25 protein-coding genes are annotated in these 25,270 nt (G+C 70.2%); 8 read left to right on the top strand and 17 right to left on the bottom strand.

Annotated elements, in window-relative coordinates; all coding sequences use genetic code 11:
- Nucleotides 1-121: 121 nt before the first annotated feature.
- The 6 genes from ABD346_RS13410 (at nucleotide 122) to ABD346_RS13385 (ending at nucleotide 4,991) form a co-directional block, all read left to right on the top strand.
- On the top strand, nucleotides 122-589 hold the full coding sequence (locus tag ABD346_RS13410) for an NUDIX domain-containing protein (protein ID WP_344374741.1): 468 nt from the start codon (nucleotides 122-124) through the stop codon (nucleotides 587-589).
- A complete protein-coding gene (gene hemC, locus ABD346_RS13405; protein WP_381230014.1) occupies nucleotides 586-1,554 on the top strand; it encodes a hydroxymethylbilane synthase in 969 nt (322 codons plus the stop codon). Before ABD346_RS13410 ends, hemC begins: the two co-directional genes overlap by 4 nt.
- An 827-nt stretch (nucleotides 1,555-2,381) precedes the next feature.
- Nucleotides 2,382-3,200 carry a class I SAM-dependent methyltransferase gene (locus ABD346_RS13400; RefSeq protein WP_344375133.1) on the top strand — a complete coding sequence of 273 codons (819 nt, stop codon included), beginning with the start codon at nucleotides 2,382-2,384 and terminating at the stop codon, nucleotides 3,198-3,200.
- A gap of 219 nt (nucleotides 3,201-3,419) precedes the next feature.
- Nucleotides 3,420-3,863 (top strand): hypothetical protein, encoded by a 444-nt coding sequence (locus ABD346_RS13395; RefSeq protein ID WP_344374739.1) that lies wholly within the window; start codon nucleotides 3,420-3,422, stop codon nucleotides 3,861-3,863.
- A gap of 173 nt (nucleotides 3,864-4,036) precedes the next feature.
- On the top strand, nucleotides 4,037-4,222 hold the full coding sequence (locus tag ABD346_RS13390) for a hypothetical protein (protein WP_344374738.1): 186 nt from the start codon (nucleotides 4,037-4,039) through the stop codon (nucleotides 4,220-4,222).
- A gap of 109 nt (nucleotides 4,223-4,331) precedes the next feature.
- Complete coding sequence (locus ABD346_RS13385; RefSeq protein ID WP_344374737.1) at nucleotides 4,332-4,991, top strand: HAD family hydrolase; 660 nt, start codon at nucleotides 4,332-4,334, stop codon at nucleotides 4,989-4,991.
- A 98-nt stretch (nucleotides 4,992-5,089) separates the two neighbouring features.
- Here the strand turns inward: ABD346_RS13385 and ABD346_RS13380 are convergent, their stop codons facing one another.
- The 3 genes from ABD346_RS13380 to ABD346_RS13370 all read right to left on the bottom strand — a co-directional run bounded on the left by ABD346_RS13380 (nucleotide 5,090) and on the right by ABD346_RS13370 (nucleotide 7,296).
- Nucleotides 5,090-5,452, bottom strand: coding sequence for a hypothetical protein (locus ABD346_RS13380; RefSeq protein ID WP_344374735.1), 363 nt, complete (start codon nucleotides 5,450-5,452; stop codon nucleotides 5,090-5,092).
- 144 nt (nucleotides 5,453-5,596) lie between these two features.
- Entirely contained in the window at nucleotides 5,597-6,784 is a 1,188-nt protein-coding gene (locus ABD346_RS13375; RefSeq protein WP_344374734.1) for an alpha/beta hydrolase family protein, read from the bottom strand.
- Nucleotides 6,785-7,074: 290 nt separating this feature from the next.
- Nucleotides 7,075-7,296: a hypothetical protein gene (locus ABD346_RS13370; RefSeq protein WP_053725806.1), complete on the bottom strand. Its 222-nt coding sequence runs from the start codon at nucleotides 7,294-7,296 to the stop codon at nucleotides 7,075-7,077.
- Nucleotides 7,297-7,494: 198 nt separating this feature from the next.
- Between ABD346_RS13370 and ABD346_RS13365 the strand changes: the two genes are divergently transcribed.
- Nucleotides 7,495-8,292: an ArsR/SmtB family transcription factor gene (locus ABD346_RS13365; protein ID WP_344374733.1), complete on the top strand. Its 798-nt coding sequence runs from the start codon at nucleotides 7,495-7,497 to the stop codon at nucleotides 8,290-8,292.
- 80 nt (nucleotides 8,293-8,372) lie between these two features.
- Here ABD346_RS13365 and gcl read toward each other — a convergent pair whose 3' ends face one another.
- A complete protein-coding gene (gene gcl, locus ABD346_RS13360; protein ID WP_344374732.1) occupies nucleotides 8,373-10,163 on the bottom strand; it encodes a glyoxylate carboligase in 1,791 nt (596 codons plus the stop codon).
- Nucleotides 10,164-10,448: 285 nt separating this feature from the next.
- Between gcl and ABD346_RS13355 the strand changes: the two genes are divergently transcribed.
- The gene (locus tag ABD346_RS13355) at nucleotides 10,449-11,144 is read left to right on the top strand and encodes a hypothetical protein (RefSeq protein ID WP_344374730.1); all 696 of its coding nucleotides are present in this window, start codon (nucleotides 10,449-10,451) and stop codon (nucleotides 11,142-11,144) included.
- On the opposite strand, the gene ABD346_RS13350 is transcribed toward ABD346_RS13355, so the two are convergent.
- The 13 genes from ABD346_RS13350 to ABD346_RS13290 form a co-directional block, all read right to left on the bottom strand.
- The gene (locus ABD346_RS13350) at nucleotides 11,145-12,752 is read right to left on the bottom strand and encodes an AMP-binding protein (protein WP_344374729.1); all 1,608 of its coding nucleotides are present in this window, start codon (nucleotides 12,750-12,752) and stop codon (nucleotides 11,145-11,147) included.
- Between the two features lie 166 nt (nucleotides 12,753-12,918).
- The gene (locus ABD346_RS13345) at nucleotides 12,919-14,124 is read right to left on the bottom strand and encodes an acyltransferase family protein (protein WP_344374727.1); all 1,206 of its coding nucleotides are present in this window, start codon (nucleotides 14,122-14,124) and stop codon (nucleotides 12,919-12,921) included.
- Between the two features lie 51 nt (nucleotides 14,125-14,175).
- Complete coding sequence (locus tag ABD346_RS13340) at nucleotides 14,176-14,976, bottom strand: alpha/beta fold hydrolase (protein ID WP_344374726.1); 801 nt, start codon at nucleotides 14,974-14,976, stop codon at nucleotides 14,176-14,178.
- A gap of 165 nt (nucleotides 14,977-15,141) precedes the next feature.
- The gene (locus ABD346_RS13335; protein ID WP_344374724.1) at nucleotides 15,142-16,038 is read right to left on the bottom strand and encodes a fumarylacetoacetate (FAA) hydrolase; all 897 of its coding nucleotides are present in this window, start codon (nucleotides 16,036-16,038) and stop codon (nucleotides 15,142-15,144) included.
- 114 nt (nucleotides 16,039-16,152) lie between these two features.
- Entirely contained in the window at nucleotides 16,153-17,457 is a 1,305-nt protein-coding gene (locus ABD346_RS13330) for a pyridoxal phosphate-dependent aminotransferase (RefSeq protein WP_344374723.1), read from the bottom strand.
- A gap of 39 nt (nucleotides 17,458-17,496) precedes the next feature.
- Nucleotides 17,497-19,143, bottom strand: a complete 1,647-nt coding sequence (locus tag ABD346_RS13325; protein ID WP_344374721.1) for an AMP-binding protein — start codon at nucleotides 19,141-19,143, stop codon at nucleotides 17,497-17,499.
- Nucleotides 19,140-20,279, bottom strand: a complete 1,140-nt coding sequence (locus ABD346_RS13320; RefSeq protein WP_381230027.1) for a Glu/Leu/Phe/Val dehydrogenase dimerization domain-containing protein — start codon at nucleotides 20,277-20,279, stop codon at nucleotides 19,140-19,142. The genes ABD346_RS13325 and ABD346_RS13320 overlap by 4 nt, the downstream gene beginning before the upstream one ends.
- A 68-nt stretch (nucleotides 20,280-20,347) precedes the next feature.
- Nucleotides 20,348-20,911 (bottom strand): type 1 glutamine amidotransferase, encoded by a 564-nt coding sequence (locus ABD346_RS13315; RefSeq protein WP_344374717.1) that lies wholly within the window; start codon nucleotides 20,909-20,911, stop codon nucleotides 20,348-20,350.
- 69 nt (nucleotides 20,912-20,980) lie between these two features.
- Entirely contained in the window at nucleotides 20,981-21,769 is a 789-nt protein-coding gene (locus ABD346_RS13310) for an amino acid kinase family protein (protein WP_344374716.1), read from the bottom strand.
- Nucleotides 21,766-22,821, bottom strand: coding sequence for an N-acetyl-gamma-glutamyl-phosphate reductase (gene argC, locus ABD346_RS13305; protein ID WP_344374714.1), 1,056 nt, complete (start codon nucleotides 22,819-22,821; stop codon nucleotides 21,766-21,768). The genes ABD346_RS13310 and argC overlap by 4 nt, the downstream gene beginning before the upstream one ends.
- Nucleotides 22,821-23,666: an ATP-grasp domain-containing protein gene (locus ABD346_RS13300; protein ID WP_344374713.1), complete on the bottom strand. Its 846-nt coding sequence runs from the start codon at nucleotides 23,664-23,666 to the stop codon at nucleotides 22,821-22,823. Before ABD346_RS13300 ends, argC begins: the two co-directional genes overlap by 1 nt.
- A gap of 34 nt (nucleotides 23,667-23,700) precedes the next feature.
- Nucleotides 23,701-23,883: a lysine biosynthesis protein LysW gene (locus ABD346_RS13295; RefSeq protein WP_344374712.1), complete on the bottom strand. Its 183-nt coding sequence runs from the start codon at nucleotides 23,881-23,883 to the stop codon at nucleotides 23,701-23,703.
- A 57-nt stretch (nucleotides 23,884-23,940) separates the two neighbouring features.
- A complete protein-coding gene (locus tag ABD346_RS13290; protein ID WP_344374710.1) occupies nucleotides 23,941-25,131 on the bottom strand; it encodes a LeuA family protein in 1,191 nt (396 codons plus the stop codon).
- Nucleotides 25,132-25,270 lie beyond the last annotated feature (139 nt).

Genomic DNA, 25,270 nt, shown 5'->3' with positions numbered 1-25,270 from the left:
GGCAGGGCGGCCATGCTCATTGCCCTGGCCCGCTCGACGTGCGCCAACCCTCGGCCACCGCACCGATCGAAGTCCTCAAGTGCGCCTGCTCCTGCCACCCGAAGACGTCCGGAGCTACATCGTGAAGACGCCCCACCCCGCACCGGGGCAGCCGATCCTCGTCCGCGTCGTCATCACCGACGAGGACCACCATGTTCTCCTCGTCCGCACCACGGGCAGCCGCTCGCGGTGGGGCCTGCCCGGCGGAATCGTCCACCTCAACGAGTCCCCGCGCACGGCCGCCCGCCGGGAGATACGCGAGGAACTCGGCCTCGACATCACCGTTGGCGATCTCCTCGCCACCGAGTGGACGCAGGCCCACACACCCGGCCGCCGCGCCCGGATCACCCTGACGTTCATCGGCCCCCGCATCACCCGCGAAGACATCGACCGCATCGTCCTCCAGGCCAGCGAAGTTGACGCCCTCGAATGGGCCGACCCGACCCGGGCCACTACCGTCCTGCACCCGAGCATCGCCCCACTCGTCGGCGTCCCGCTCGACATGCCCCTGAACACCCGCTACCACGAGACCATCCCGGAGACATCGTGACCTCCCTGACCGACCGGCCGCTCCGCATCGGCACCCGCAAAAGCCCCATGGCCCTCGCACAGACCGAGCACGTCCGCGCCCTGCTTCACCAGCTCGACCCCACCCTGACCACCGAGGCAGTCCCCATCGAGACCGAAGCCGACATGTGGCAGGGCGACCTCGCCCAACTCGGCGGCAAGGGACTGTTCGTCAAAGCCATCGACGTCCAACTCCAGCGCGGCGACATCGACATGGCCATCCACTGCCTCAAAGACGTCCCCGGCGACATCCCCCTCCCCGAAGGCCTCGTGTTCGCCGCGATGCTCCCCCGCGGCGACGTCCGGGACGTCCTCGTCGTCCCCGAAGGCTCGGACGTGAAGCGCCTCGAAGACCTCCCGGCCGGCGCGCTGGTCGGCTCCTCCTCGGTACGACGCAAAGCGCAGATCAACCGGGCCCGTCCGGATCTCCAGGTCGTACGGATCCGCGGCACCGTCGGCACCCGCCTAGACAAGATGGACGGCACCAAGGCCATGGATGCCGAGCTGAGCGCCATGGTCCTGGCCTCCTCCGGCCTGGAGCGCCTCGGCCTGACCGACCGGGCTCGGCAGGTGTTCGAGCCGGACGAGATCCTGCCCGCGGTCGGGGCCGGCGTCCTGGCCCTGGAGTGCCGCAAAGCTGACGCCGACGTGACGGGCCTTCTGCTGCGCCTCAATGACGCCCGCACGCAGACGGAGGCGACGGCCGAGCGTGTCCTCCTGCACGGCCTGAGGGGGCACTGCAACAGCCCGATCGCCGGGTACTGCGTCACCGAGCCGGACGGGCAACTCTCGTTGCGCGGCATGGTGTTCTCGCGGGACGGGTCCAAGTTCGTCCACGCCCACTTCTGGGGCGAGGGCCTGAACGACCCGGCGGTACTCGGCTCCCGGGTCTGTGCCGAGCTCCTGCGTCAGGGCGCCCGCGACATCATCGAGGGCATCCCGCACTGAACCAAAGCATTCGCTCACTTGTTCGAGTGAAGCTAGAGTTCCGCGTATTGAAACCCGTGGCTGGCACACACTCCCTGGGCCAGCTCTCCCTGATCGACCCCGCCCGCTCTGCCCCCAGGCTTGCGAGCAGGGGTCGGCGCGCCCCCGTTACGGCCGTAGCGGGGGCGATGCCATATCCGGGGCGTCGCGGACATAGGCCTCGCTACTCAACCCGTGCGGCCGCCAGGTCGCCCGCTCCGGGCGTTTGGCCATGGCCAAACAGAGGGGGACTCTGCTGCACTGTGTGGCACTCAGTGGCGTCAAGTGGTCCTGTTTTGGGTCGATTTCCCGCATCACCGCAGGTCAAATGTAGGTAACAAAACTGGTTACGGTCCCGAATCGAGCGTTCGTTGATCAAGGCCTCACCCGCTGGTTCGGGTGGGGCTTTGATCTTTTCGCGGCTGACGGGAACATCACGGGAACACGGTCGAGGAAGCCAGGCTCGCAAGAACAGCCGAGTCGGATGGCGGGCCGCCGAGCCCGCACAGTGGACTCGCCGCCTGAAGAGCAGAGCCATAATTCACGTGCCGGCATCACGTCACGCAGATACCGTGGTTCTCGTCCAGGTGCGCAGGCAGCGGTTACTTCGTTTTGGGAACGGGCGGTTGCGGGTTCGAATCCCGTCGTCGACTTCGGGTCGGCGTAGCTCAATGGCAGAGCACCATGTACCGCCGCCGACCTTGAACTCTGGACGCACCCGCACATGCAACCATCGGCATCCAGCATGTGTGGATCACCCATGAGGGCGGTGGGCGGGCGGGGGCGCCGGGTGGGAGCGGGACGACAGTCTGTTCCGGGGTACCGCCGCCTACTACCGGCGCGGAAGGCTTCCCTACGCACCCGGCCTCGCGGACGTACTCGCCACCGTTCTCGAGCTCGACGGGCGCGGGCGGCTCATCGATGTGGGGTGCGGGCCCGGCACCCTGGCTCTGAGTCTGGGTCACCTGTTCCGTGAGGTCGTCGGGGTCGACCCCGACAGCGGGATGATCACCGAGGCCGCTTGCCAAGCCGCAGCATGCGGCATGGGTACGAAGGCACGTTGGGTGCGGGCCCGGGCGGAGGAACTGCCCGCCGGGCTGGGAACGTTCAGCGTCGCGAGCTTCGGTCAGTCCTTTCACTGGATGGATCGCGGCTTGGTGGCAGCCGTCATCAAGGGCATGCTCCGGCCCGGTGGAGCGCTGGTTCATGTCTCGGATCTGAAGACCGGGACACCCAGCCTCCACGGCCTGCCTCACCCTCCGGCTCCCTACGCGGCTGTCGAGGATCTGGTCAGGCGCTACCTGGGGCCCGTCCGGCGAGCGGGCCGCAGTGTCCTGCCGCACGGAACACCCGGCGGCGAAGCGGCGGTCCTCGCCAGGGCCGGGTTCACTGGGCCCCATCGCCACGTCGTTCCCGGCGGACAGGCCCTGGAACGCACGGCTGACGATCTCGTGGCGTGGGTGTTCTCGATGTCTTACGCCGCGCCACACCTGTTCGGCGAGCGCTGCGACGCCTTCGAGGCGGACGTACGCAGGCTGCTGAGCGAATCCTCGCCGTCAGGGCGGTTCTCCGAGCGGCAGCCGAGCACCGAGGTCCTCGTATGGCGGAAGGGCCTCCTTGAGGCGTGAATCGGGGAGCCGGCCGGGGCCCCCGGAGCGGCGTCTCCGGGCCGGCGTCGATTCAGCGAGCGCCGCCCCCGGCCGATTCCGTCAGTAGCTCCTCGACCACCGTCACCAATTCGGTGTATTCAACCGCAAAAAGAGCAGTGTCGGCCCTCGCTCGGGCCACCCTGATCCCAACGCGCAGAACCCGCCGTTCTGCCTGGCCCGGCTACCCCCGGAGGGGTCTTGAAGACGAAGGCATCCGCTTACCTCGCCGTATCGCTGGCGCTCGGACTGGCGTCGGCCATGGGCCCCGCCGCCGCACCGGCCACCGCCCAGCCCCAGCCGTCCTCGGCCCGCCACGCCGCCGCGGCGAAACGCGTGGTCCTGACGAACGCGGACGACGGCCGGCCCGTTGTTCTGGCGGTCGGCGACGACGTCGAGATCCGGCTCACCGGCTCCCGTTCCCAGGGGCTCACCTACGCCTGGAGCGTCCCGCAGGCCGGCGACTCCGGGGTGCTCCGGAAGATCGCGGGTGGCACTACGCCAACGGGCGGTGCCAGCGCCGTTTTCCGGGCCGAGAATCCGGGCGTCGTCATGATCGGCTCGACCCGGTCCTGCCGTCCCGACCCCGGGCGTGTGTGCCCTGACGTCGTCGTGCCCTGGAAGGTCACGGCAAAGGCCACATGAGTGACGGGAGCCGCCCCTCGCCCTGAGCGGGCGGCTCCCGCTCGGCCCCGGTGGCCGTCGCGCCGCAGAGCCCGTCCGATCATTCACCCGGCACCGCAACCACCCACGTACGACTGCTACTTGGGCCTTCCCGAACGGCGCACAGCACAACGCCCGGCCATGCACAATGAGGCATGACCACGATGCTCGTATCCGCCGCCGCCCGCCGCCCCCTCCCGGTCGCCGCGACCGGCCCCCGTGTGGCGCTCGCCGCCCGCGCCGCCGCCCAGCACGCGGGGCTCGCCCCCGTCGCCCTCGACCGCGTCACGGCAGTGGGTGACACCGTGCCCTCCGCTTCCGCGTTCCAGTCCGCGTTGTAGTGGCGCCGTACAGCTCGCGGCGGCATACGGCTCGTAGCGACGGCGCCACCCGACTCATGGGGGCGTCGTCCCACATACCCGCCCGCCTCACCACCTAGGATCGGCCTCGATGATTGAGACCATCGTGCTCGACATGGGCGAAACACTGGTACGCGACGACCGCTACTGGGCATCCTGGGCCGACTGGATCGGCGTGCCCAGACACACCCTCGCCGCGCTCGTCGGGGCCGTCGTCACCCAAGGGCGCGACCCCGCCGACGCGTTGCGCATGCTCAAACCCGGCATAGACGTCCGCCAGGCGTACCTCGCCCGCGAGGCGGCGGGCCGTGGTGAGCATCTCGACGAAACCGACCTGTACGACGACGTACGGCCCGCCCTCGGCGGGCTCCGCGAGCTCGGCATCCAGGTCATCGTCGCCGGGAACCAGACGGCCCGCGCCGGCGAACTCCTGCGCGGTCTCGACCTGCCCGCCGACCTGGTGGTCACCTCCGACGAATGGGGTGTCTCCAAGCCCCAACCCGCCTTCTTCGAGCGAGTGCTGGAGGTGGCCGAGTCGGCTCCGCACGAGACAGTGTACGTCGGCGACCACCCCGTGAACGACGTGTTCCCCGCCAAGGCGGCCGGACTGCGCGTCGCACACCTGCGGCGCGGGCCATGGGGGCACTGGTGGGCGGACGACTCGGAGGTCGTCGCGGCGGCGGACTGGCGGATCGACTCGCTCACACAGCTCGCTTCCCTCGTCGCCGACCATCCATCAACATCGCTCTAGGCCAACGGAGTTGACGGTCCAGCAGAACAGGGGCAGGGCCCCACCCCCGGGTCCGGAGGGGTGGAGCCCTGTTGCTTCAAAGGGGCTGTTCCGCGGTGCTACAGGGTGCGGTTGCTGCGGCCGTTGCAGTAGGACCAGTTGTCGGACTGCGAGACGGGGATGTTGCAGTACGCGGTGCGTACCTGGTGGGGCGAGTTGCGGACGCCCGTGATGGTGACCTGGCCCTTGAACCAGTAGCCGACGCGGCCGGTGTAGCCCGTGCCGGGTGTGTTGAAGTAGCCGGTGCACACCCACGCGTTGTTCTGGTTGTGGCCGCAGACCTGGACCTCGTCCGAGTAGTACGTGGACACGGCGACCTGCTGCCCGTTGGTTCCGGCCGACGCGGTGGTGGCTCCCGTGAGCGGAAGCGCGACGGCTCCGACTGCCGCCACAGCTATCGCCGCCTTGCGGATGGGTGTCATGGTTCCCCCTGGTCGAGTGGGTGTCGCGAGCGTTCTCGCGACTCACCACACCTTGCCGATCCGGCACGGCCGGGGTCGTCAACCGGGGGTTGGAACCGGGGTAAACCCGGGCGGTAAGCCCCCGGTTGGGGGGGCGGACCGCGGTCAGGGATTGTTGAACGTCACCTCGGGGTTGGCGGAGGTAGGTCCCGCGAGGACCGGCCGGGCGAGGCCCCGCACCTGCTGGTCGAAGAAGGCGCCCACGTACGTCCGGACGAGGGCGACGGAGCGGGCCGCGGGCAGCGGCGAGTGCGGGAGGCCGAAGTGGTCGGCGACGACCGGCTCGTCGGAGAACGTCATGTGCTCGGCTCCGGCGACGGTCAGCCAGCGCTTCCACCCGTCGAGGGCGGGCCACGTGGCGTCCCACGTCCTGTCCTTGCCGCCGGGGCGGTGCGTCTCGTCGTCGGTGCCCAGCATCAGGAACGACCGCCCGCCGAGCCCCTTGGGCGCCGGCGTGTCCCAGAACGCCCCGTCCATGTCGACCCCGGCGTCGATGCGCCCGTCGCGCGCCATGGCGGCGAGCGCGGCGGCCCCGCCGATGGAGTGACCCGCCATGCCGATGTGCCGCTCGTCGATCGCGGAGGAGTACCGCCAGACCGGGTGTTTTCCGGTGAGGCGGTCCAGGAGGTACGACGTGTCGGCCGCGCGCGTCGCGGTGACCACGCTGCCGGGTGTGCCGTCCTGCATGGCCTTGCAGGCGACACAGGTCAGCAGGCGGCCGCCGGGGAAACTCGTGCCGAACGACTCGTAGGCGTGGTCCACCGACGCGACGACGTAGCCGCGGCTCGCGAGGTCCTCGGCGAGGGTGGTGAGCGAATAGCGCGGGGCGCCGAACCCCGGTGAGAGCACGATCAGCGGATGGCCGCCCCGCGCAGGCCGCACGCCGAGCCCGGCGTGTGTCCTCGCACCGGTGACCTCACCCGCCCTCGCGGGGTCGATCCCGAGCTCCTTCAGGAGGACCGGGGCCTCGGCGGAGGTGGTGTACGGGGCGGGGTCGCCGGCGCCGGAGCGGGCCGCCGGGTAGGTGAGGGTCACCATGAGCTCGCGGTCCCGGCTCGGCACCCAGGGATCGCGGCGGGAGTGGTCGACGAGGTGCAGCGTGTCGGCGCCGATCGCGTCCTGGCCGGTCGGGCGAGGGAGTTCGATCCGCTCGGCGGCGTGCGTCGAGCCGGCGTGCATCGAAGCCGCGGGAGGCTTCGGCGGGGCGGCCTGGGCCGCGGTCGCCGCGGCGAGCGGCGCCGCGAGGGCTAAGGACAGGGCGACGGCCGTGGCCGCGCGGGAGATTTTGACCATGGACGACAGGCTAGGCGGACGGTTCGTCCGCACACGTCCCCCTCAGGTGCCGGAACACGTCCGACTCCGGTGTCGGGAGAGGGGGCGTTTTGTACGCCCGGGGTTGGATGCGGGCCGTATGGATGTCGTAGGCCCGGGCTGGAGCGCGGATGGATTGCGGGGCCCGCGGATTCGGTCGGGGGCCCGGCGATTTCACTCGGAAGGGCAGTCCTCACCGCGGCGCAAGGACGCACCCCCGGCCCGATCCGCGGCTGCGGTACGGGCCGGCGGCTCTCGCCGGGCGGCGGGGCCTAGAGCTTGTCCATGCGGGTGTACGGGCTGACGATTCGGGCCTGGCGGGAGCCGAAGTCGACGAGCATCGCGACGCCGTCCTCGACCCCGATGATGGTGCCCAGGCCGAACTGGTCGTGTGTGACCCGGTCTCCCAGGATGAAGTGCTTGGCCGCCGGAGCGTCCGGGGCTTTGAAGGGGCTGGTGGGCAGGTGGCGCCGGGGCGCGGATGGCTTCGTCATCGTCACCCCAGTATGCGCCGCGAAATGGCCCGAGGGGCAGGCCCGCCGGATGACGATGGGGAATCGATCCGGTATCTGCGCCGACCGGAACGCATCCTGGTGCGAAAATCGTCATGAATTGACACGCAACCCCTGGGTTGCGAATCTGGAAACGACACCGTGAAACGAGCGTGCGTACGCACAACGCCGGAGGCGCGCGTGGACGACGTCTTCAGGGCGCTGGCCGATGCCGGCCGGCGGCGGCTGCTCGACCGGCTCCGGGCGCGGAACGGGCAGACGCTGCGGGAGCTGTGCGAGGGCCTCGCCATGTCACGCCAGGCGGTGAGCAAGCATCTCGCGGTGCTCGAAACGGCGCGCCTTGTCACGTCCGTGCGGCGCGGCCGGGAGAAGATCCATTACCTGAATCCGGTGCCGATCCAGGAGCTGTCGGAGCGCTGGATCGGCAAGTACGAGCGCGGCAGACTCGACGCGCCCGGCAGACTGAAGCGCGGTGTGGAGGAGCAACTCGCCATGGAAAAGCCCGAGTTCGTCTATGTCATCTATATCCGGACCACTCCCGAGCGCCTCTACGAGGCCCTGACGGACGCGGAGTTCGCGCAGGAGTACTTCGGCGGCTGGGGGCCCATGTCCGACTGGAAGGTGGGCTCGCCGGTGCTGTGGAAGATGGGCCCGGACGGGGCGTACGAGGATCTCGGCCAGGCGGTGATAGAGGCGGTGCCGGGGCGGAAGCTCGCGTACACCTGGCACCGGCTGCTTCCGATGCACCGTCAGCTCTTCGACACGGAAGGCGAGTTCGAGAGCGCGCGCACGGAGCAGTCGCAGGTCGCGTTCGACATCCAGTCGGCCGAGACGCCCGCGCTCGGGGTGAAGCTGACCATCACGCACGACGGCTTCGACAGCGTGGACAGCGAGATGCTCAAGGGGGTCAGCGACGGCTGGGTGATGATCCTCTCCACGCTCAAGACGCTGCTCGAACGCGAGGAGAGCACGCGTTAGCCACCGCATGCGTCCGGCCTCCGCTCCCCAGTGCGGGGGAACGGAGGCCGGACCGTAGGGGCGGCTCGGGAAGCCGTGGCTCAGGAAGCCTGGAGGGGGCGGATCGCCGTGGGGGCGTGGCCCGGCTCGGTGGCCAGCTCCTCGAACTCCGAGACATCGCTGATGTCGGCCGTCTTGCTCATCGCGATGTTGGTGATGCGCTCCAGGATCGCCTCGACGACGACCGGGACGCGGAACTCGGCGGCCAGCTTCTTGGCCTCCTCGAACGCGGGCAGCAGCTGGTCCGGCTCGGTGACGCGGATCGCCTTGCAGCCCAGGCCCTCGACGACCTTGATGTGGTCGACGCCGTAGACGCCGAGCTCCGGGGAGTTGATGTTCTCGAACTCCAGGTTGACCTGGAAGTTGATGTCCAGGCCGATCTGCGCCTGACGGATCAGGCCCAGGTAGGCGTTGTTCACGAGAACGTGGACGTACGGGATCTTGTGCTGTGCGCCGACCGCCAGCTCCTCCAGCATGAACTGGAAGTCGTAGTCGCCCGACAGGGCGACGACCGGGACCTCCGGGTCGGCGGTCGCGGCACCCAGCGCGGCCGGGATGGTCCAGCCGAGCGGGCCGGCCTGGCCGCAGTTGATCCAGTTGCGCGGCTTGTAGACGTGCAGCATCTGCGCGCCGGCGATCTGGGAGAGGCCGATGGTGGTGACGTAGCGCGTCTCCGGGCCGAAGGCCTTGTTCATCTCCTCGTAGACCCGCTGCGGCTTCATCGGCACGTTGTCGAAGTGCGTGCGGCGCTGGAGGGTGGCCTTGCGCTCCAGGTGGGAGGCGACCCAGGCGGAGCGGTCGGGCAGCTTGCCGGCGGCCTTCAGCTCCTTGGCGACCTCGACGAAGAGCTCCAGGGCGGCCTTGGCGTCGGAGGCGATGCCGAAGTCAGGGGCGAAGATCTTGCCGATCTGGGTGGGCTCGATGTCGACGTGGACGAACTTGCGGTCGCCGCGGTAGACGTCCAGCTTGTAGCCGGTGTGGCGGTTGGCCCAGCGGTTGCCGATGCCCAGGACGAAGTCCGACTCCAGGAACGTGGCGTTGCCGTAGCGGTGCGCGGTCTGCACGCCGACCATGCCGGCGTTCAGCTCGTGGTCGTCGGCGATGGTGCCCCAGCCCATCAGGGTGGGGATGACCGGAGTGTTGGTGATCTCGGCGAACTCGACCAGGAGGTCGGAGGCGTCCGCGTTGATGATGCCGCCACCGGCGACGATCAGCGGGCGCTCGGACTCCAGGAGGAACTGGATCGCCTTCTCGGCCTGGGCGCGGGTCGCGGCCGGCTTGTAGACGGGCAGCGGCGCGTACGTCTCGGGGTCGAACTCGATCTCGGTCAGCTGGATGTCGATCGGCAGGTCGATGAGGACCGGGCCGGGACGGCCGGAGCGCATCAGGTGGAAAGCCTGCTGGAAGACGCCGGGGACCTGCGCGGCCTCCAGGACGGTCGTCGCGGCCTTGGTGACCGGCTTGGCGATCGAGGCGATGTCGACGGCCTGGAAGTCCTCGGTGTGGAGCTTGGCGACCGGTGCCTGGCCGGTGATGCACAGGATCGGGATCGAGTCGGCGATCGCCGAGTACAGGCCGGTGATCATGTCGGTGCCCGCGGGGCCCGACGTGCCGATGCAGACACCGATGTTGCCCGGGTTGGAGCGCGTGTAGCCCTCCGCCATGTGGGAGGCGCCTTCGACGTGGCGGGCGAGCGTGTGGTTGATGCCACCGCCCTCCTTGAGCGCCTTGTAGAAGGGGTTGATCGCCGCGCCCGGCACGCCGAAGGCGTGGCTGACGCCTTCGAGCTTGAGGATCTCAACTGCCGCTCGGGCAGCGGTCATACGAGGCATGGGGTGCTCCTGCTTCGGCCGGCGGACTCGGCTCCGGCGGGCCACTGGCCGCGCCACCTTCGAGCCTTATTCCGTAATGCGGAAGTTTCATTCTGCTATGTGGAAGCAATGTAGGACGGGTTCGCCAGCGCGTCAAGGGAGGGCCGGGATGCGCGAATCGGCCACACCGCCGTCGCCGTTGATGGACCATGGACCGCGGAACCCCCGGACAGGCCGCTCCGGGGGACCGCGTCGGGCGCGGAGCGGAACCCGTTCGGGGTCGCGTCGTCATGGAGGTGGGGGCGGATGAACGGTGACGGCGTACCGGTGCGCTGCCCGACCTGTCGGCGCGAGCACGTCTATGTGCCGCCGGCCTACCCCTGCGCCTGCGGGGTCCCGCTCGCGCCGCCCATCCAGCGGGGCGCCGCGCCCTCGCCGATCACGCACCGCACCTGGACGGACGCCTGGGTCACGGTCCGGTGCAGGGCGTGCGGGCGGCAGAGCCAGTGGCCGCAGCCCGAGCTCGGCTGCTCCTGCGGCTGTGTTCTGAAGGTCCCCGTGCGGCCCGTGACGGCGCCGCCCGCACCCGTGGAGGTCGCGCCGCCGCCGGGGGCACGGGCCCGCACGGCGTTCCGGCCGCTCACGATCCGTACCGCGAGGGACGCGGTGACCGCGGCCGGGCTCTATCTGACCTGGCTCGGCTTCAGCGACATACTGCAGGCCGAGCCGCCCCCGGCCTCCGGCATCGACCTGCGCGGCCGGGGCCTGGTGGCCCAGGTGGACCCGACGACGCGGCCCGCCTCGCTGAAGGCCGTCGAGTGCCTGTGGCTGCACGGCGTGACCACGTCGGCGCGCAGCGTCCACTTCTCGCTCGCCGGGTACGCGCAGGACGCCAGGGCGCGCGCCGACCAGCTGCGCGTCCCGCTGTTCGTCCTGGACCTGACGGGCACGCCGCAGCCCGTGAACGACGCGGCTCAGGAACTCGTCGCGACAGGCGCCTGATCAGGCGCCGTAGCCCTCCCGCAGCTCCACCTTGCGGACCTTGCCGCTCACCGTCATCGGGAACGCGTCGAGAATCCGCAGGTGGCGGGGGATCTTGTAGTGGGCGAGCCGCTCTCGGCAGTACGCGGTGACCTCGTCCAGGGTGGGCGGGTCGGCCGGGTCGCGCGGGATGACGCAGGCCAGGACCTCCTCGCCGTACTTCGCGTCGGGGACCCCGACCACCTGCACGTCGGCGATCTTGGGATGCCGGTGGAGAAACTCCTCGATCTCGCGGGGGTACACGTTCTCGCCGCCGCGGATGATCATGTCCTTGATGCGGCCGACGATCTCGACGTAGCCGTCCTCGCGCATCACCGCGAGGTCGCCGGTGTGCATCCAGCGCCCCGCGTCGATGGTCTCGGCGGTCCGCTCCGGCTCGTCCCAGTAGCCGAGCATCACGCTGTAGCCCCGGGTGCGCAGCTCGCCCGGCTCGCCGCGCGGGACGGTGACACCGCTCGCCGGGTCGACGATCTTCACCTCGACGTGCGGCATGACCCGGCCGACCGTGCCGGTGCGCCGCTCCAGGTCGTCGTCCGTGCGGGTCTGGGTGGAGACCGGGGACGTCTCGGTCATGCCGTAGCAGATGGACACCTCGGCCATGTGCATCTCGGCGACCACCCGCTTCATGACCTCGGCGGGGCACGGCGAGCCCGCCATGATGCCGGTACGCAGCGAGGAGAGGTCGTACGCGGCGAAGCCGGGCAGGTTCAGCTCGGCGATGAACATCGTGGGCACCCCGTACAGCGAGGTGCAGCGCTCGTGCTCGACGGCCCGCAGCGTCGCCTCCGGGTCGAAGGACGCGGCCGGGACGACCATGCAGGCGCCGTGCGAGGTGGCCGCCAGGTTGCCCATGACCATGCCGAAACAGTGATAGAAGGGCACCGGGATGCAGATCCGGTCGGCCTCGGTGTAGCCGAGCAACTCCCCCACGAAATAGCCGTTGTTGAGGACGTTGTGATGGGAGAGCGTGGCTCCCTTCGGGAAGCCGGTCGTGCCCGAGGTGTACTGGATGTTGACCGGGTCGTCGCACGACAACTCGGCCTCGCGGGCCGCGAGTTCCGCGTGCGGGCGCCCGACACCGTCGGCCATGAGGCGGCCCCATCCGGGGTCTCCGAAGAACACGGTCCGCCGCAACGCCGGGCAGTTGCCGCGCACTTGCTCGACCATCGCCCGGTAGTCGCTCGACTTGTGGGACAGCGAGGCGAAGAGCACGGAGATGCCGGCCTGGCGCAGCACGTACTCCAGCTCGTGCACGCGGTAGGCCGGGTTGATGTTGACCATGATCGCGCCGATCCGCGCGGTGGCGTACTGGACGAGCACCCACTCGGGGCAGTTCACCGCCCAGATCCCGACCCGGTCCCCCTTGGCGACCCCGGTCGCCAGCAGCGCACAGGCCAACTGCTCGACATCCGCGCCGAATTGGGCGTACGTCCAGCGCCGTCCGGAGGCGACGTCGACGAGCGCCTCGCGCTCCCCGTACGCCTGGACCGCGCGGTCCAGGTTGCCGCCGATCGTGTCGCCGAGCAGGGCGGTACCACTCACCCCATGGGCGTACGAGTCAGTCACCATCGCAGCGCGCCTCACTTCCTCAGCCGGGTCCCCCAGCATGCCCCGACCGGCCCTGACCTGCCTAGGCTTGCGTGGGAGGAAGATCGACTCGGTGCGGTGGAACAGGGCGGCCGGGCAGGCCTCGCGGTACGCGCCCGGCCGCCGGGCCGGCCGGGGCCGCCGTCGGTCAGGAGCCGGCCGTTGCCCGTTCCGGTGCCGGGGAGGCCGTTCTCGGCCCGCCGGGACGGGCGGCGGCTCTCGCGGCGATGTTGGGCCTCATGAAGGAGTTGACCGGGGTCTCTATCCAACGGTTCGAAAGGACCGAGATCGCGAGGCACACGGCATAGAAGACGGCGATCAGCAGAATCCCGGAGAGCAGACTGTTTCCCCAGGGCCGCAGATACTGTTCACACAGCAGGATGAGCACCCATTGGTACATGTAGATGCCGAAGGTGTATTTTCCGAGGGCCGATACCTTCCCCACGATTTTGCTGGTGGTGGTGCGCGAGCCGATTTCCCTGGCCGCGAGCGAACCGATGAGAAGCACTACGGGGACGATCGTGAACGCCGACAGGGTCATGAGGAACGGGGCCCAGAGTTCCTCCGCCACGACAGCCGCGACCAGCAGGAGGGACGGCAGAAGTACGCTCTTCGGCCACTTTCCCCTCACGACCAGAAGGCAGGTCAGGACGCCGCAGAGCGCCTCCAGGAAGCGTGTGAACGGGCTGATGTAGACCAGCCAGTACTTCCATTCCGAGACGTCGACCAGCCGGCCGCGCTCACTGAACGCGGCGTTGGAGAAGGTCGCGCCGTCGGGCAACGACTGCAGGACGGCCGGCAGGAGCACCAGGACCGCGACCAGGCCGACGAGGGCCGTGAGCAGGAAGTCGGTGGTCCGGCCGGTGAGGAACCGGTGGATCCATGGGAACGCGAGATAGAGCACGATCTCCGTCGAGAGGGTCCAGGCCGGGGCGTTGACCGAGAAGTAGACGCTGTGGTCCGGAATCCACCCCTGAAGCAGGGTGAGAGTGGCCGCAAGGGATTTCTTCGGAAGCAGCGCGCCGAAGGCACAGACGATCACGGCCCAGGTGATGAAGTGGACCGGAAGGATTCTCAGGAGGCGCTTGGTCTTGAATCCGGGACCCGGAGCCCTGTCGATGGATATCCAGGTCAGGATGAAGCCGCTGAGCACGATGAAGAAGGATACGGAATTGAATCCGAGCGGGTTGAATATGCGGTAGTACGCGCCCTGGGTCGTCCCGTCCTTGAAAACGTTCTCGAAGGAGAGATGGGACGCCAGGATGCAGAAGGACGGGACGAGGCGGGCGGCCGCGATGCTGTTGAGCTGCCTGATCGGCCGGGCCGGCGTCTTCGGTTCGGGGTGGGGATCCACGAAGGCCGCTCCCTTGGGGTTCTGGGCTGATGCGTACCGGGCCGGGTCGCGTCAGCGGCGCGCGTCCAGTTCGTCGAGCCAGCGGGTGAACAGGGCATGGACGGGGCCGGGCTGGTCGAGGTGGACGTTGTGGCCGGCTCCGTCGAGGACGGCGTACGTCATGCGCGGGTAACGCTCCAGAAGCGCCAGCTGGTCGCGCCATCCCACGAGATGGTCCTGGCGGCCGGTCACCAGCAGGTGCGGGCCGTCGTGGGTGGTGAAGCGGGTTTCCGGGGTGGTGGTGAGCATGAGGGAGCGGGCGAGTTCGGCGGCGTCGCCCTGGTGGTGGGCCCGGAGGCCGGGCAGCACGTGGTCACGGAAGGCGGCCCAGCCCTCGGGGTTCTGCCGGGCGGCGATGCCGGAGAAGGCGGCGAGGTCCTCGGGGTCCAGGGAGTCCAGGAGCGCCTCGTCCCGCTCCAGGACCTGGCGCTCGGGCAGATCCCGCTGGGCGAACGGCAGGACCGGCGGGGCGAACAGACTCATTCCCAGGACCTGCTCACCTCGTTCGGCCAGGACGTGCCGGGCCAGCTGGGCACCGAACGAGATGCCGGCGACGGCGAAGGGAGCGGACCCGAACTGCTTGTCCACGAAGGTCATCAGTGACTCCGCCACGGTGTCGGCGGTGACCGGGCCCGGCTGCCGCGGCGACCGGCCCGAGCCGGGCAGGTCGACGTAGACGCGACGCCAGTCCGGCCGGTCGGTGAACGCGGATTCCAGGGGCAGCAGGAGGCGGTGGTCGATGGTGAACCCGTGCAGCATCAGCAGAGGGGTTCCGTCGCCGAATTCGACATGGTTGAGCATCGGTGAGGTCATGACCACACCGTCCAACCCTCACATATATGTCAGGGTCAAGTCTGTGCACCCACCACACAGTTGAGTGTGGCGCAGATCTCGGCCGATGGGCCCACCCGGCAACGGCCGCGGCCCGGCACGCCGCCGGGGGGGGCAGCATGCCGGGCCGCGAAGGCAGGCGGGGTCTCATCGGGCGAGGGGAGCGGGCGCCTCGAAGCTCACCGGGTTGGACAGGACCACCTCGTGGCTCTTCACGTCGATGGTGATGCGGTCGCCGTCCGCGATGCGGAAGCCGTCGTGGAAGCTGGCCTCGTCCGCGCCCATCAGGACGTAGTTCACCAGGCCCGGCCGGCGGACCGCCGGATAGGTGAACAGGTGGGCCGCCATGTCCTTGATGCCGAAGTACAGCGCGTCGTCGCCGCAGTCGAAGGTCCCCTCCCAGGCCGAGACCCCGCCGCGCTCGATGGTGACCCGGCCGGTCACCGAGCGAGGGGGCTCACCGAGGAAGAGCCAGGGCGCCATGGAGGTGTCGCAGAGCTTGCAGTACGGGTTCCAGCCCGGGTTCCGGCGGTGCAGGCCGATGTCGCACAGGTCGTTGCCGAACGTGTATCCCGCGTAGTGCGGGGTGCCCTCCGCGTCGTTGACGTAGACCAGCGCGACCTCCGGCTCCTCGATCAGGGCGACCGCCGTGGCAGGTACCGTGAGCGTCTCGCCGGGCATGCGCAGCCACGAGCCGAACCCCTTGAAGAACCAGTTCGGGGCGACGAACTCCTCGTCCTCGCTGGGCTCGGTGTCGAACTTGGACTTGTGCGTCCGCATGAAGCCGCTCAGCAGCGCGCTGCCGTCGGCCGTGGGCAACAGCGGGGGCAGGAAGGCCAGTTCGCCGTCCCCGGCCGTGACGGTGATGCTCTCCGCGTGGTCGGTGATGGCGGCCTTCAGGGCCTCGGGGCCGTCGGTGGCGATGACCGCCGCCGCGAGCTGCCCGTCGGCGACCTTGTAGAGCGTCTGCGGCTCACCGGGGGCGGGCCGGTCGAAGCCCACGTAACGCTCGCCCTGATGGACGCATTCGAAGAGGATGGACATGTGGCGGCCCTCCTGAGCCGTGGGGGCCGCGGTCCGGGGCATGCCCGGGGCCGCGACAGTTGACGATGTGTCAGGCATTGCTGATGTCTTGACGGTGTGGCAGGTGCACGTGTGTCAGGCGTGCAGGGCCGCTTCCGGGCGCGGCGCCCGGGAGGCCACCAGGTCGGCCAGGACCTCCTCGACCCGGTCCAGGGAGGCGCGGATCCACGGCAGGGCCACCGGATCGGTGGCGGCCAGGGCCGCCGTGCGCTGCTCGTCGGTGTCGCCGTACAGGCGGCTGGTGGCCACGCGCAGCCGCAGCGAACGACCGGGCTCGCCGAACGCGCTCGCGGGCAGCAGCCCCAACCCGTACGCCTCGACGAGGTGTTGGGCGAGTTCTGCCCCCGAGGTGATCCGGTGGGCCGCTTCGAGGTGCTCGCGCAGGGGCTCGAAGTCCGGGTACAGATAACAGGTCGCCCGGATGGGCGTGAGCAGCGCTCCCACCGCGGCGAACCGGGCGGCCATCGCGCGCGCCACCGCCTCGTGCAGCCGACGGGAGGCGCGGATGTGCTCGACCACCTCGGGCGGCTCGGTGAACGCCCAGGCCGCCGCCTCCTGGACGGGTGCCGCCGGGCTCGACCAGATCTGGCTGGCGACGCCGACGAGCCGGGTGTGCAGGGCGCGCCCGATGTCGCTGTCGGGCAGCCGGGCCACCCCCGTACGCCAGCCGCCGACGGCCAGGTTCTTGGTGAGCCCGGTGGTGACGACGGTCCGCTCGGGGGCGAACACGGCCGGGGAGACGGCCGGTTGGGCGTCGTCGAAGACCAGGTCGCAGTAGATCTCGTCGGAGATGACGACCAGGTCCAGTTCCCTGGCCGCCTCGCACAGACGCCGTACGGTGCCGGGCCGGGCGATGGTGCCGGTCGGGTTGTCCGGCAGGGTGACCACGACGGAGCGCGGGTCGCGCCCGGCGGCGCGGGCGGCGGTGACCGCCTCGCGCAGCCGGTCGGGGTCGGGGACGCCGCCCTGGCCCGGCAGGGTCTCCACCGGGATCGGCCGCACCCCGAGCAGGCCGGCCTGCGCCGCGTAGCTGACCCAGCTCGGCATGGGCAGCGCCACGTCGCCGCCGACGGCGAGCAGCAGCGCGAACAGCAGGGGCTTGCTGCCCGGCCCGCACACCACCAGACCGGGGTCGGCGGACAGGCCGCGCCGTCGCCAGTAGTCGGCCGCCGCGGTGCGCAGCGCGGCGCTCCCGGCCACGGGGCCGTAGGTGTTGAGGCCGGCGGCCGCGGCCAGTTTCGCCCGGAGGGCGGGGAGCACCGGCAGACCTATCTCGCCGCTGGCCATCGAGAGCACCTGCTCTCCGGCCAGCCGTCTGCGGGCGAGTGCCTCGTCGGCGGCGAGGGTCGCCGACATGGTCACCTCGGTGGGCTCGGGCATGACTACTCCAACAGTCGGTTTCGGGGCGGGCCTTGGACCTCAGGCCTCGGGGTAGAGCTCCCGCAGGGCGGCCTTGCGGACCTTTCCGGTGAGGGTCTTGGGCAGCGCCTCGACCACCAGCAGGCGGTCGGGCCAGAACCGTTCGCTCTGGTCCGCCTCCTTCAGGTGCCGGCGGATCTCCTCCAGGGTCGGCCCCTCGCCGTCGCTCGCGACGACCACTGCGAAGATCGCGTCGCTGACCTGGCCGGTCGGGCCCACCAGGGCGGCCTCGTGCACCTTGGGGTGGCGGGCGATGATCGCTTCGAGCTCGGTCATGGGGACGACGATGCCGTCGCGCATGATGGCGTCCTTGGCGCGGCCCAGGATGCGGATGCCACCGCGGCCGTCGTCGCGCGCCACGTCCCCGGTGTCGAACCAGCCGTCCGCGGTGAGTTCGGCCGCGAAGACGTCGTCCCGCTTGTAGTAGCTCAGCGCCTGGGACGCGCCGCGCACCCTCAGCCGGCCCACGGGGGCCCGCTCGTCGGGGTTCTTGCAGTTGTCGATCCGGATCTCCATGGCGTCGATCGGCCGGCCGTTGCTGTGCGCCGCCCAGTCCTGGTTGTAGTCGAGCTTGGTGATGGTGACCGGGCCGTTCTCGGACATGCCCCACAGCGAGTACGTACGCGCGCCGAGCGTCTCGCGGAGCTCGTCCACCAGGGGCTGGAGCACCGGCGCCGAGCCGGTCACGACGTGTCGGATCGTGCTGACGTCGCGGGGATCGGTGCGCTGCGACTGACTGATCTCGTGCAGGGTGGGCGGCGGGCCGTAGAGCAGGGTGGCGCCGTAGCGCTCCACGAGGTCGAGCAGTGCCGCGTTCTTGCGTACGTCCTGGAAGGCGATGGTGCCGCCGAGCATGACGCCCGCGAGGATGCCCTGGCCGAAGCCCGAGTAGTGGACCAGCGGGGTGGTGACGGCGGCGACCAGGTCGTCGTCCAGGAGGAAGGCGTCGACGTAGCCGCGGACCGCCGAGTGGATGGTGTTCTGGCTGTGCAGGACGCCCTTGGACTCGCCGGTCGTGCCGGAGGTGAACAGGACCACGAACGGGTCGTCGGGCTTCAGCTCGCGCCCGTCCAGGTCGGCCGTGTGCTCCTCCTCCCAGACGGTGCCGACGAAGTGGTCGTGGAAGTCGCGGGCGCCGTCCGGGGCGTGGCCGCCGACCACCAACACGTGCTCCAGCGTGGCCAGTTCCTCGCGCAGACCGGTGACGATCTCCGCCAGCGGGGTGCCGTCCCACTCCGGGACGGTGATGCAGACCCGGGCCTCGGTGAGCTCCAGGCGGTGGCGGAGCTCCTCCTCGTTGCAGATCGGCGAGATCGGGCAGATGACCGCGCCGACCCGGATGCAGGCGAACAGGAGGGGCGCCATCTCCCACCGGTTGGGGAGCTGGACGGCCACGAAGTCGCCCGGCTGGACGCCGAGTTCGACCAGGGCGCCCGCGAACCGCTCGGTCATCTGGAACAGCTCGGTGTAGTCCAGCGTGTCGGTGCGGCCCTGGGTGACCCGGCGGCCGGCGATGGCCAGCTTGTGCGGACGCTCCCGGGCCTGGCGGCGCAGGTCGTCGAGGAAGGTCTCGTCGCGCCACCAGCCGCGCCGCCGGTACTCGGCGGTACGGGCCTCGTGTCCTTCGGGGACGAACCCGGCGGTCATCGGCGCTCCCCCCGGCGGGCGGAGAGCAGGGCCGGCAGCGGGTCCTCGGACGTCGCGGCGGCGATCTCCAGGAGGTCCTGGGTGTTCTTGCGGACGCGGGTGCCGACCCAGTCGAAGACCCACTCCTTGCGGGCGGTCGCCTCCAGTTCGAACGGTACGGTCCGGGTGAGGGCGAGGCCCGCCGCGGCGGCGCCGCCGACGTTGGCGACGACGTCGGGGACGAGGGTCGCGCCCTGCACCGCGAGCTTCAGCTTCGCCTCGGGGCTGACGGTGATGTTGCCGCCCTCCACCACGAGGGGCGCGGTCAGCCGGTGCACATTGGCGTCGTTGAGGGCGTTGTGGTTGGCCGCGAGGATGAGGAGGTCGGCCTCCACGTCCAGCCAGGCGTCCGGCTCGGAGGAGACCGTGACGTTCTGCGGCAGCCGGGAGCGGTCGATACGGCCGAAGCCGTCGGTGATGGCGAGCAGGTCGGCGACCGGCAGCCGCTCGGCGCTGATGGTGCCCTTCACGTCCGCCACACCGACGATGCGGTGGCCGCGGTCCTCCAGGAACTTCGCGACCGAGCGCCCCACGGTGCCGAAGCCCTGGATGACGACACGGCGCGAGGCGCCCCGGTCGGGCAGCCCTTCGAGCGCGGTGACCGCGGCGACACCGACGCCATGGCCGGTGCAGTCCACCAGCGGCTCGTAGTAGGTGCGCCAGTCGTACGGCATGTCCACCCCGCGGGCCTTGCGGCGCGGGTCGTAGTCGGCCTCGGTGAAGAACACCTTCCGGTCGGCCGGCGTCACCCCGAGGTCGCAGCCGAGGTGGATGCCGCCGTGCAGCAGCGGCGCGACCGTACGGCCGAAGGTGCGCAGGGTCTGCTCGCGGTCGGTGCCGTCGGAGACGATGCCGGCCTTGGCGCCGCCCACCCGGAGGCCGACGAGCGTCAGCTTGTGGGTCATGCCGCGGGCGAGGCCGCGCACCTCCTCCTCGGTGACGTCGGCGGTCATGCGGGTGCCGCCCATGGCGATCGAGTCGACCAGCGAGTCGACCACGACCCAGCCCTTGAGCGGGCCGCCGCTGCCGTTGAGGGCGACCGAGAAGGCGGGGTCGCGCTGTTCGTCCCCGCCAGGGTTGTCATCCACGATGCTCATGGTGAAGAGACCTCATCATCGGTTGGGTTTCATTGACTGGTATGTGAAGCAAGGAAATTGACAGTGCGTCACTGGTATTGCTCGGCGAAGCCCCGGAGGATCTCCATGCCGTCGTTGCGGAATTCGAGGTGGGCCTGCGAGCCGAAGATGCGGCCGTCGTCGGAGCGCATGAACTCGACCGGCGCGTGCTCGGAGCGCCCGATGGAGCGGAAGCCCTTCGGTGCGGCCTGGAGGTAGAGGGTGTGCCGGTGGAAGACCGTCACGGTGGGCTTGACGTAGGAGAAGAGGGCCTCCTCCTTGTCGACGTGCGCCTCGTGACCGCCCACCCGCTGCGGGCCCTCGGCGAGTTCGGCGCCGGCCGCGACGGCGATGATCTGCATGCCGCCGCAGATCCCCAGGACCGGCACGTCGGCCTGCATGACGAGGTCGATCAGCGGCCGGTAGAAGTCGCTGTCGAAGGCGCGGACCTTGGTTCCGCTCAGCACGATCGCCTGATGGCGTCCGTCGAGCTTGCGCGGCACGGAGGCCGCGTCGACGGTGTCGGTTTCGGAGCCCAGGTCCTCGAAGCGCTTGCGCAGTTGCTTCAGGGACAGGGTTCCGTTGTTGACCACTAGCACCCGGGACGACGCCACGTGCGCTGCTCCTCTCGCTGATGTGCCCTCGCTGCCGCGCGCGGGGCACGGCGGCGGGCGGGCTCGGTTTCACGCGGGGGTGATGACGGTGCCGGTGCGTTCGGCGAGCATGTCCGAGACGGGTGCGCTGCCGATGATGACCCGGCCCACTCCCCCGTCCAGTGCCTCGCCGGCCGCCCGCAGCTTCTTGCGCATGCCGCCGGTGGCGCCCTTGTCGCGGAAGGCCGCGGCGGCCTCCGCGCTGATCCGGCGCACCGGTTCGCCGTCGATCAGGAGATGGGCGACGTCGGTGACCAGGGTCAGGGAGGTCGCGCCGGTGGCGCCCGCGATGGCGGCCGCGGCCCGGTCGGCGTCGGTGTTGACCTCCTGGCCCGCGGGGTTGCGGGCCAGCGGGGTGACGAGATGGCAGTGGCCCGGCTTCAGGTCCTTCAGGGCGCAGGGGTCCACGCCGGTGATCGGGCCGACCAGGTTGTCCAGCTCGACGAGTTGCTTGTTCCGCCACCACCAGCGCTCGCCCTCGCCGGCCCGGACCAGGCCGTCGCTGCCCACCACCCGCTCGGCGGTGATGCCGCGGCTGTTCAGGCGGGCGAAGACCTGCTCGCCCAGGGCGTGGCTGACCGTCTTGATGTCGTCGATGACCTCGGGGGTGGTCCACCGGCTCTGGTTGCCGTAGCGGTCCCGCATGATGGCCGAGGGCTCGGTGTAGCGGGGGTTGAGGTCCTTGAGCGGTTTGGACCAGCCGTGCACCAGGATCAGCGGATGACTTCGGCCGTGCGCGGCCAGGTCGTCCCACCAGGCGTCCGTCATGTCGTCCAGGCAGCTTCCGCCGAGCTTGACGACCGAGGGTGTGTTGCTCATGCCGGCATCAGCGGCTGCATGGTCAGCCCCGTCTCCTCGGGGAGGCCGAAGCGGATGTTCAGCGCCTGGACGGCCTGGCCCGCGGCCCCCTTGATCAGGTTGTCGAGTGCGGCGAGGACGACGATGCGGCCGCCTTCGGGGTCGTGCAGCACGCTCACGTCGCAGTAGTTGGAGCCGAGCACCGCCTGCGGGTCGGGCACCGGGATCATCGTCTCGGTGTGCCTGCGCACCCGCACGAACGGGCGGCCCTTGTAGAAGCGCAGGTAGGCGCGTTGCAGTTCACGGGTGTCGACCGCGTCGTCCGTGAACACATAGGTGCTGGCCATCAGGCCCCGTACGTGCGAGACGCCGTACGCCGACATCGTCAGGGAGCCGATCGTGCCGGGCTTGCTGCGCTCCAGGAAGTCGCCGACCTCGGCGGCGTGCCGGTGCCCGACCGGGGCGTACGGCGTGATGGCGCCGTTGCGGTACGGGTGAAGGCCCGCGGTGCGCAACTGCTGGCCGCTGCCGCTGGATCCGCTCTTCCCGTCGACCAGGACGGTCTTGAGGTCGAGGCCGAGCCCGAGGGTCAGCGGGGCCAGGCCCAGCGTGATGGCGGTGGCGTAGCAGCCGGCCAGCGAGATCAGCGGGGCGCCGGCCATCTGGTCCGCGACGAGCTCGGGCACTCCGTAGACGAAGCGGTCGGCCAGTTCGGGCTGCCGCCGCACCTTGGGGTACCAGCGCTCGTGGAGGTCGGTGCTGCGGATGCGGAAGGCTCCGCTCAGGTCGATCACGGAAGCGACCTGGCCTGCGAGCTGTCCGGCCAGTTCGGCGGACACCTCGGCGGGGGTGGCGAGGAGGACCGCGTCGCACCGGCCGGAGAGGTCGGTGGAGACGGGTTCGACGGCCAGGCCGAGGTCCTGGCGCAGCCCCGGGTGGAGTTCGGAGGGGCGGCGCCCGATGTTGGACGAGCCGCCGAGGAAGGTCAGTTCCAGCTCGGGATGCTGGCCGACCAGCCGGATGAGCTCGCCGCCGGCGAATCCCGAGGCGCCGATGATGCCGACTCGGATCATCACAGGAGCTCCTGCACATGGCGGCCGACGACCGAGGCGATGTCCGCGCCGGTCGCCGTGGCGACGGCCCGGAAGCCCGGGGCGTGGTTGACCTCGTTGACGAGATATCCGTCCGGGGTGCTGAAGAGGTCGATCCCGTAGATGCCGGGGCCGAGCTGGTCGACCACGCTGTCCACGATCCGGCGTACGTCCTCGTCATGGGCGACGGCCCGGTTGCGGTTGCCGAGGGCGGCGTTGTTGCGCCAGTCGGCCCCGCCGCTCTGGAACTCGGCGGCGGCGACCAGCTCGCGGCCCACCACCAGGCAGCGGATCGAGCCGCCGCCCAGGTACGGCTCGACGAGGCAGGCCTGCTCGAAGGCGTGGCCGAGGTCCTCGACGTAGTCGTAGACGGACTGCGCGGTGTCGGAGTGCCGGATGAGGGTGACCCGCTTGCCCATGCCGCCGAAGACGGGCTTCAGGACCACGGGCAGGGGCAGTTCGTCGAGCGCCTTCTCGAAGTCCTTGCGGGACAGGACGAGCCGGAAGTCCGGGACGGGGACGCCCGCGGTACGCAGCAGGGCACGCAGGGCCAGCTTGTTCTCGCAGGCGTGGATGGCGGCGGCCGAGTTGAGGGTGGGGATGCCGGTGGCCTCGGCGAGGGTGGCCAGCATGCCGCCCCGGGTGTAGCTGCGGCTGCGGACCAGGAGTGCGTCGTAGCCGCTGACGGACTTGGGCTGCGGGTGCCCCAGGCACAGGGATTCGTCGTTGAGCCACTCGACCGAGAGGCCGAAGTCCGGGCCGGACTGGATCAGCTGACGTTCTTCCCAGCTGATCCGGTCGGCCACGATGGCGACTTTCTTACCCATGCGAATGGGCTCCTTCCGTTGTTGGCGGTAGCTCTTACTGGCCCCAGTCGCGGAGGGTGACTTCGACCATCTCCAGCGAGAGGGTGCCGTCGCTGATGTCGTCGACCCGCAGCGTCAGGAGGCACTCGGGGCACGAGAGCGTCTCGCCCTGGACCATCGGCGGGGTGGTGACGTCGGTCTCGCACTCGGGGCAGGCACCGGTCAGCAGCGTGGACATGTCTTCTCCAAATCGGTTGGTACGGAGCCGGGTCGGCTCAGCACGCTTCGGGTGGGGTCAGATGGACTGGAAGTCGACGGCGGCCTTGCGGATGCCGTCGCGGTCGAGCAGGGGGCGACCGTCCCGCTCCTGACGATTCGTCAGCCAGGTGGTGAACGACTCGACGTCGAGGCCGTCCTCGACGCCCGAGTCGGTGACCGCCCAGCGGACCAGGGCCGGGCTGATGCGCGAACGGACGCGCAGCTCGCGGGAGTTGCCGACGAGCTCGGCGGGCAGGGTCTCGTACGCCGACGGGTTGCTGAGCTGGCCCGGCAGTTCGTAGGCGAAGGCGTGCGCGGTGGTGGGGCCGGACTGGAACGCCTCGCCAAGGCCCGCCCCCTTGAGCGCGACCCGGGACAGTTCGGTGAGGTGGCCGAGGTCGAACCGGGTGTCGCCGTGGACGACGCGGAGCGAGGTGAGCAGCTCGGCCAGCGGCGCGTTGCCACCCCGCTCCCCGATGCCGCCGACGGTCGCCGAGATCCACTGGGCGCCGGCCCGGACGGCCGCGAGGGAGTTGGCGACCGCCATGCCCAGCATGTTGTGCGAGTGGATCTCGATCTCGGACCCGTCGATCGCGGTGAGGTCCGCGATCTTGGCCTCCATCTGCCACGGCGAGAGGTACGCGACCGTCTCGGCCAGGCGGAAGCGGTCGGCGCCGGCCGCGAAGCCCGCCTCCACATAGGGGACGAGCCGCTCCTTCGGGGTGCGGGCGCCGTCCTCCCCGCTGAAGGTCACGTGCAGGCCGCGCTCCTTGGCGCCTTCGATGGCCGCCTTGGCGAGGGCCGTGAGGTACTTCTCGCTGGGCGAGGCGAGCTTCAGCGCCGCGTGCTCCTGCGAGGTCGGGATGGAGAACATCACGTACTTCACGCCGAGCCGTACGGCCTCGTCCAGCGCCTTCGTCACCTGCTGGCGGTCCCGGACCATCACCAGGCTCATGGAGTGCTCGGGGCCCACGGCCTCGTGGGTGGCGAGGATGAGGTCGGCGTCGGCCGACGAGGGGCCCGACACCATGCCCACCTCGACGAGTTCCACGCCGGTCCGCACCAGCAGGTCCGCGATGATCCTCGCGTCCTTGGCGGTGAACTCGACGCCGGCCATGTGGGCCGAGTCGCGCAGCGTCGCATCCGATATACGGGGCAGGACGGGCAGGGGTTCTTTTTCTTCCGCCGGGCCCCGGGTATCCCCGGGGAGGCTTTCCGCTATCACCATGTGCATTCACTCCTTCATCCAGAAGCTATTGCAGAATCCGGCTGCCGCGACAAGGACGCGAACCGCCTTCGAAGGCTTTCGCATTCCGTGTCGAACGGGTGCGGCTGCCGTTGATGAATAGCTTCATCGGTGCCGGTGG

Source organism: Streptomyces mauvecolor, from assembly GCF_039532965.1.
Lineage (GTDB): Bacteria > Actinomycetota > Actinomycetes > Streptomycetales > Streptomycetaceae > Streptomyces > Streptomyces violascens.
This window is presented reverse-complemented; position numbering and strand designations above follow the sequence as displayed.

Coding starts and splice junctions, on each gene's coding strand:
- ABD346_RS13310 (WP_344374716.1), bottom strand. CDS start 21,769: ATGAGCAACACACCCTCGGTCGTCAAGCTCGGCGGAAGCTGCCTGGAC.
- ABD346_RS13370 (WP_053725806.1), bottom strand. CDS start 7,296: ATGACGAAGCCATCCGCGCCCCGGCGCCACCTGCCCACCAGCCCCTTC.
- ABD346_RS13385 (WP_344374737.1), top strand. CDS start 4,332: ATGATTGAGACCATCGTGCTCGACATGGGCGAAACACTGGTACGCGAC.
- gcl (WP_344374732.1), bottom strand. CDS start 10,163: ATGCCTCGTATGACCGCTGCCCGAGCGGCAGTTGAGATCCTCAAGCTC.
- ABD346_RS13300 (WP_344374713.1), bottom strand. CDS start 23,666: ATGGGTAAGAAAGTCGCCATCGTGGCCGACCGGATCAGCTGGGAAGAA.
- ABD346_RS13375 (WP_344374734.1), bottom strand. CDS start 6,784: ATGGTCAAAATCTCCCGCGCGGCCACGGCCGTCGCCCTGTCCTTAGCC.
- ABD346_RS13350 (WP_344374729.1), bottom strand. CDS start 12,752: ATGGTGACTGACTCGTACGCCCATGGGGTGAGTGGTACCGCCCTGCTC.
- ABD346_RS13390 (WP_344374738.1), top strand. CDS start 4,037: ATGACCACGATGCTCGTATCCGCCGCCGCCCGCCGCCCCCTCCCGGTC.
- ABD346_RS13340 (WP_344374726.1), bottom strand. CDS start 14,976: ATGACCTCACCGATGCTCAACCATGTCGAATTCGGCGACGGAACCCCT.
- ABD346_RS13355 (WP_344374730.1), top strand. CDS start 10,449: ATGAACGGTGACGGCGTACCGGTGCGCTGCCCGACCTGTCGGCGCGAG.
- ABD346_RS13335 (WP_344374724.1), bottom strand. CDS start 16,038: ATGTCCATCCTCTTCGAATGCGTCCATCAGGGCGAGCGTTACGTGGGC.
- argC (WP_344374714.1), bottom strand. CDS start 22,821: ATGATCCGAGTCGGCATCATCGGCGCCTCGGGATTCGCCGGCGGCGAG.
- ABD346_RS13320 (WP_381230027.1), bottom strand. CDS start 20,279: ATGAGCATCGTGGATGACAACCCTGGCGGGGACGAACAGCGCGACCCC.
- ABD346_RS13330 (WP_344374723.1), bottom strand. CDS start 17,457: ATGCCCGAGCCCACCGAGGTGACCATGTCGGCGACCCTCGCCGCCGAC.
- ABD346_RS13295 (WP_344374712.1), bottom strand. CDS start 23,883: ATGTCCACGCTGCTGACCGGTGCCTGCCCCGAGTGCGAGACCGACGTC.
- ABD346_RS13290 (WP_344374710.1), bottom strand. CDS start 25,131: ATGGTGATAGCGGAAAGCCTCCCCGGGGATACCCGGGGCCCGGCGGAA.
- ABD346_RS13325 (WP_344374721.1), bottom strand. CDS start 19,143: ATGACCGCCGGGTTCGTCCCCGAAGGACACGAGGCCCGTACCGCCGAG.
- ABD346_RS13380 (WP_344374735.1), bottom strand. CDS start 5,452: ATGACACCCATCCGCAAGGCGGCGATAGCTGTGGCGGCAGTCGGAGCC.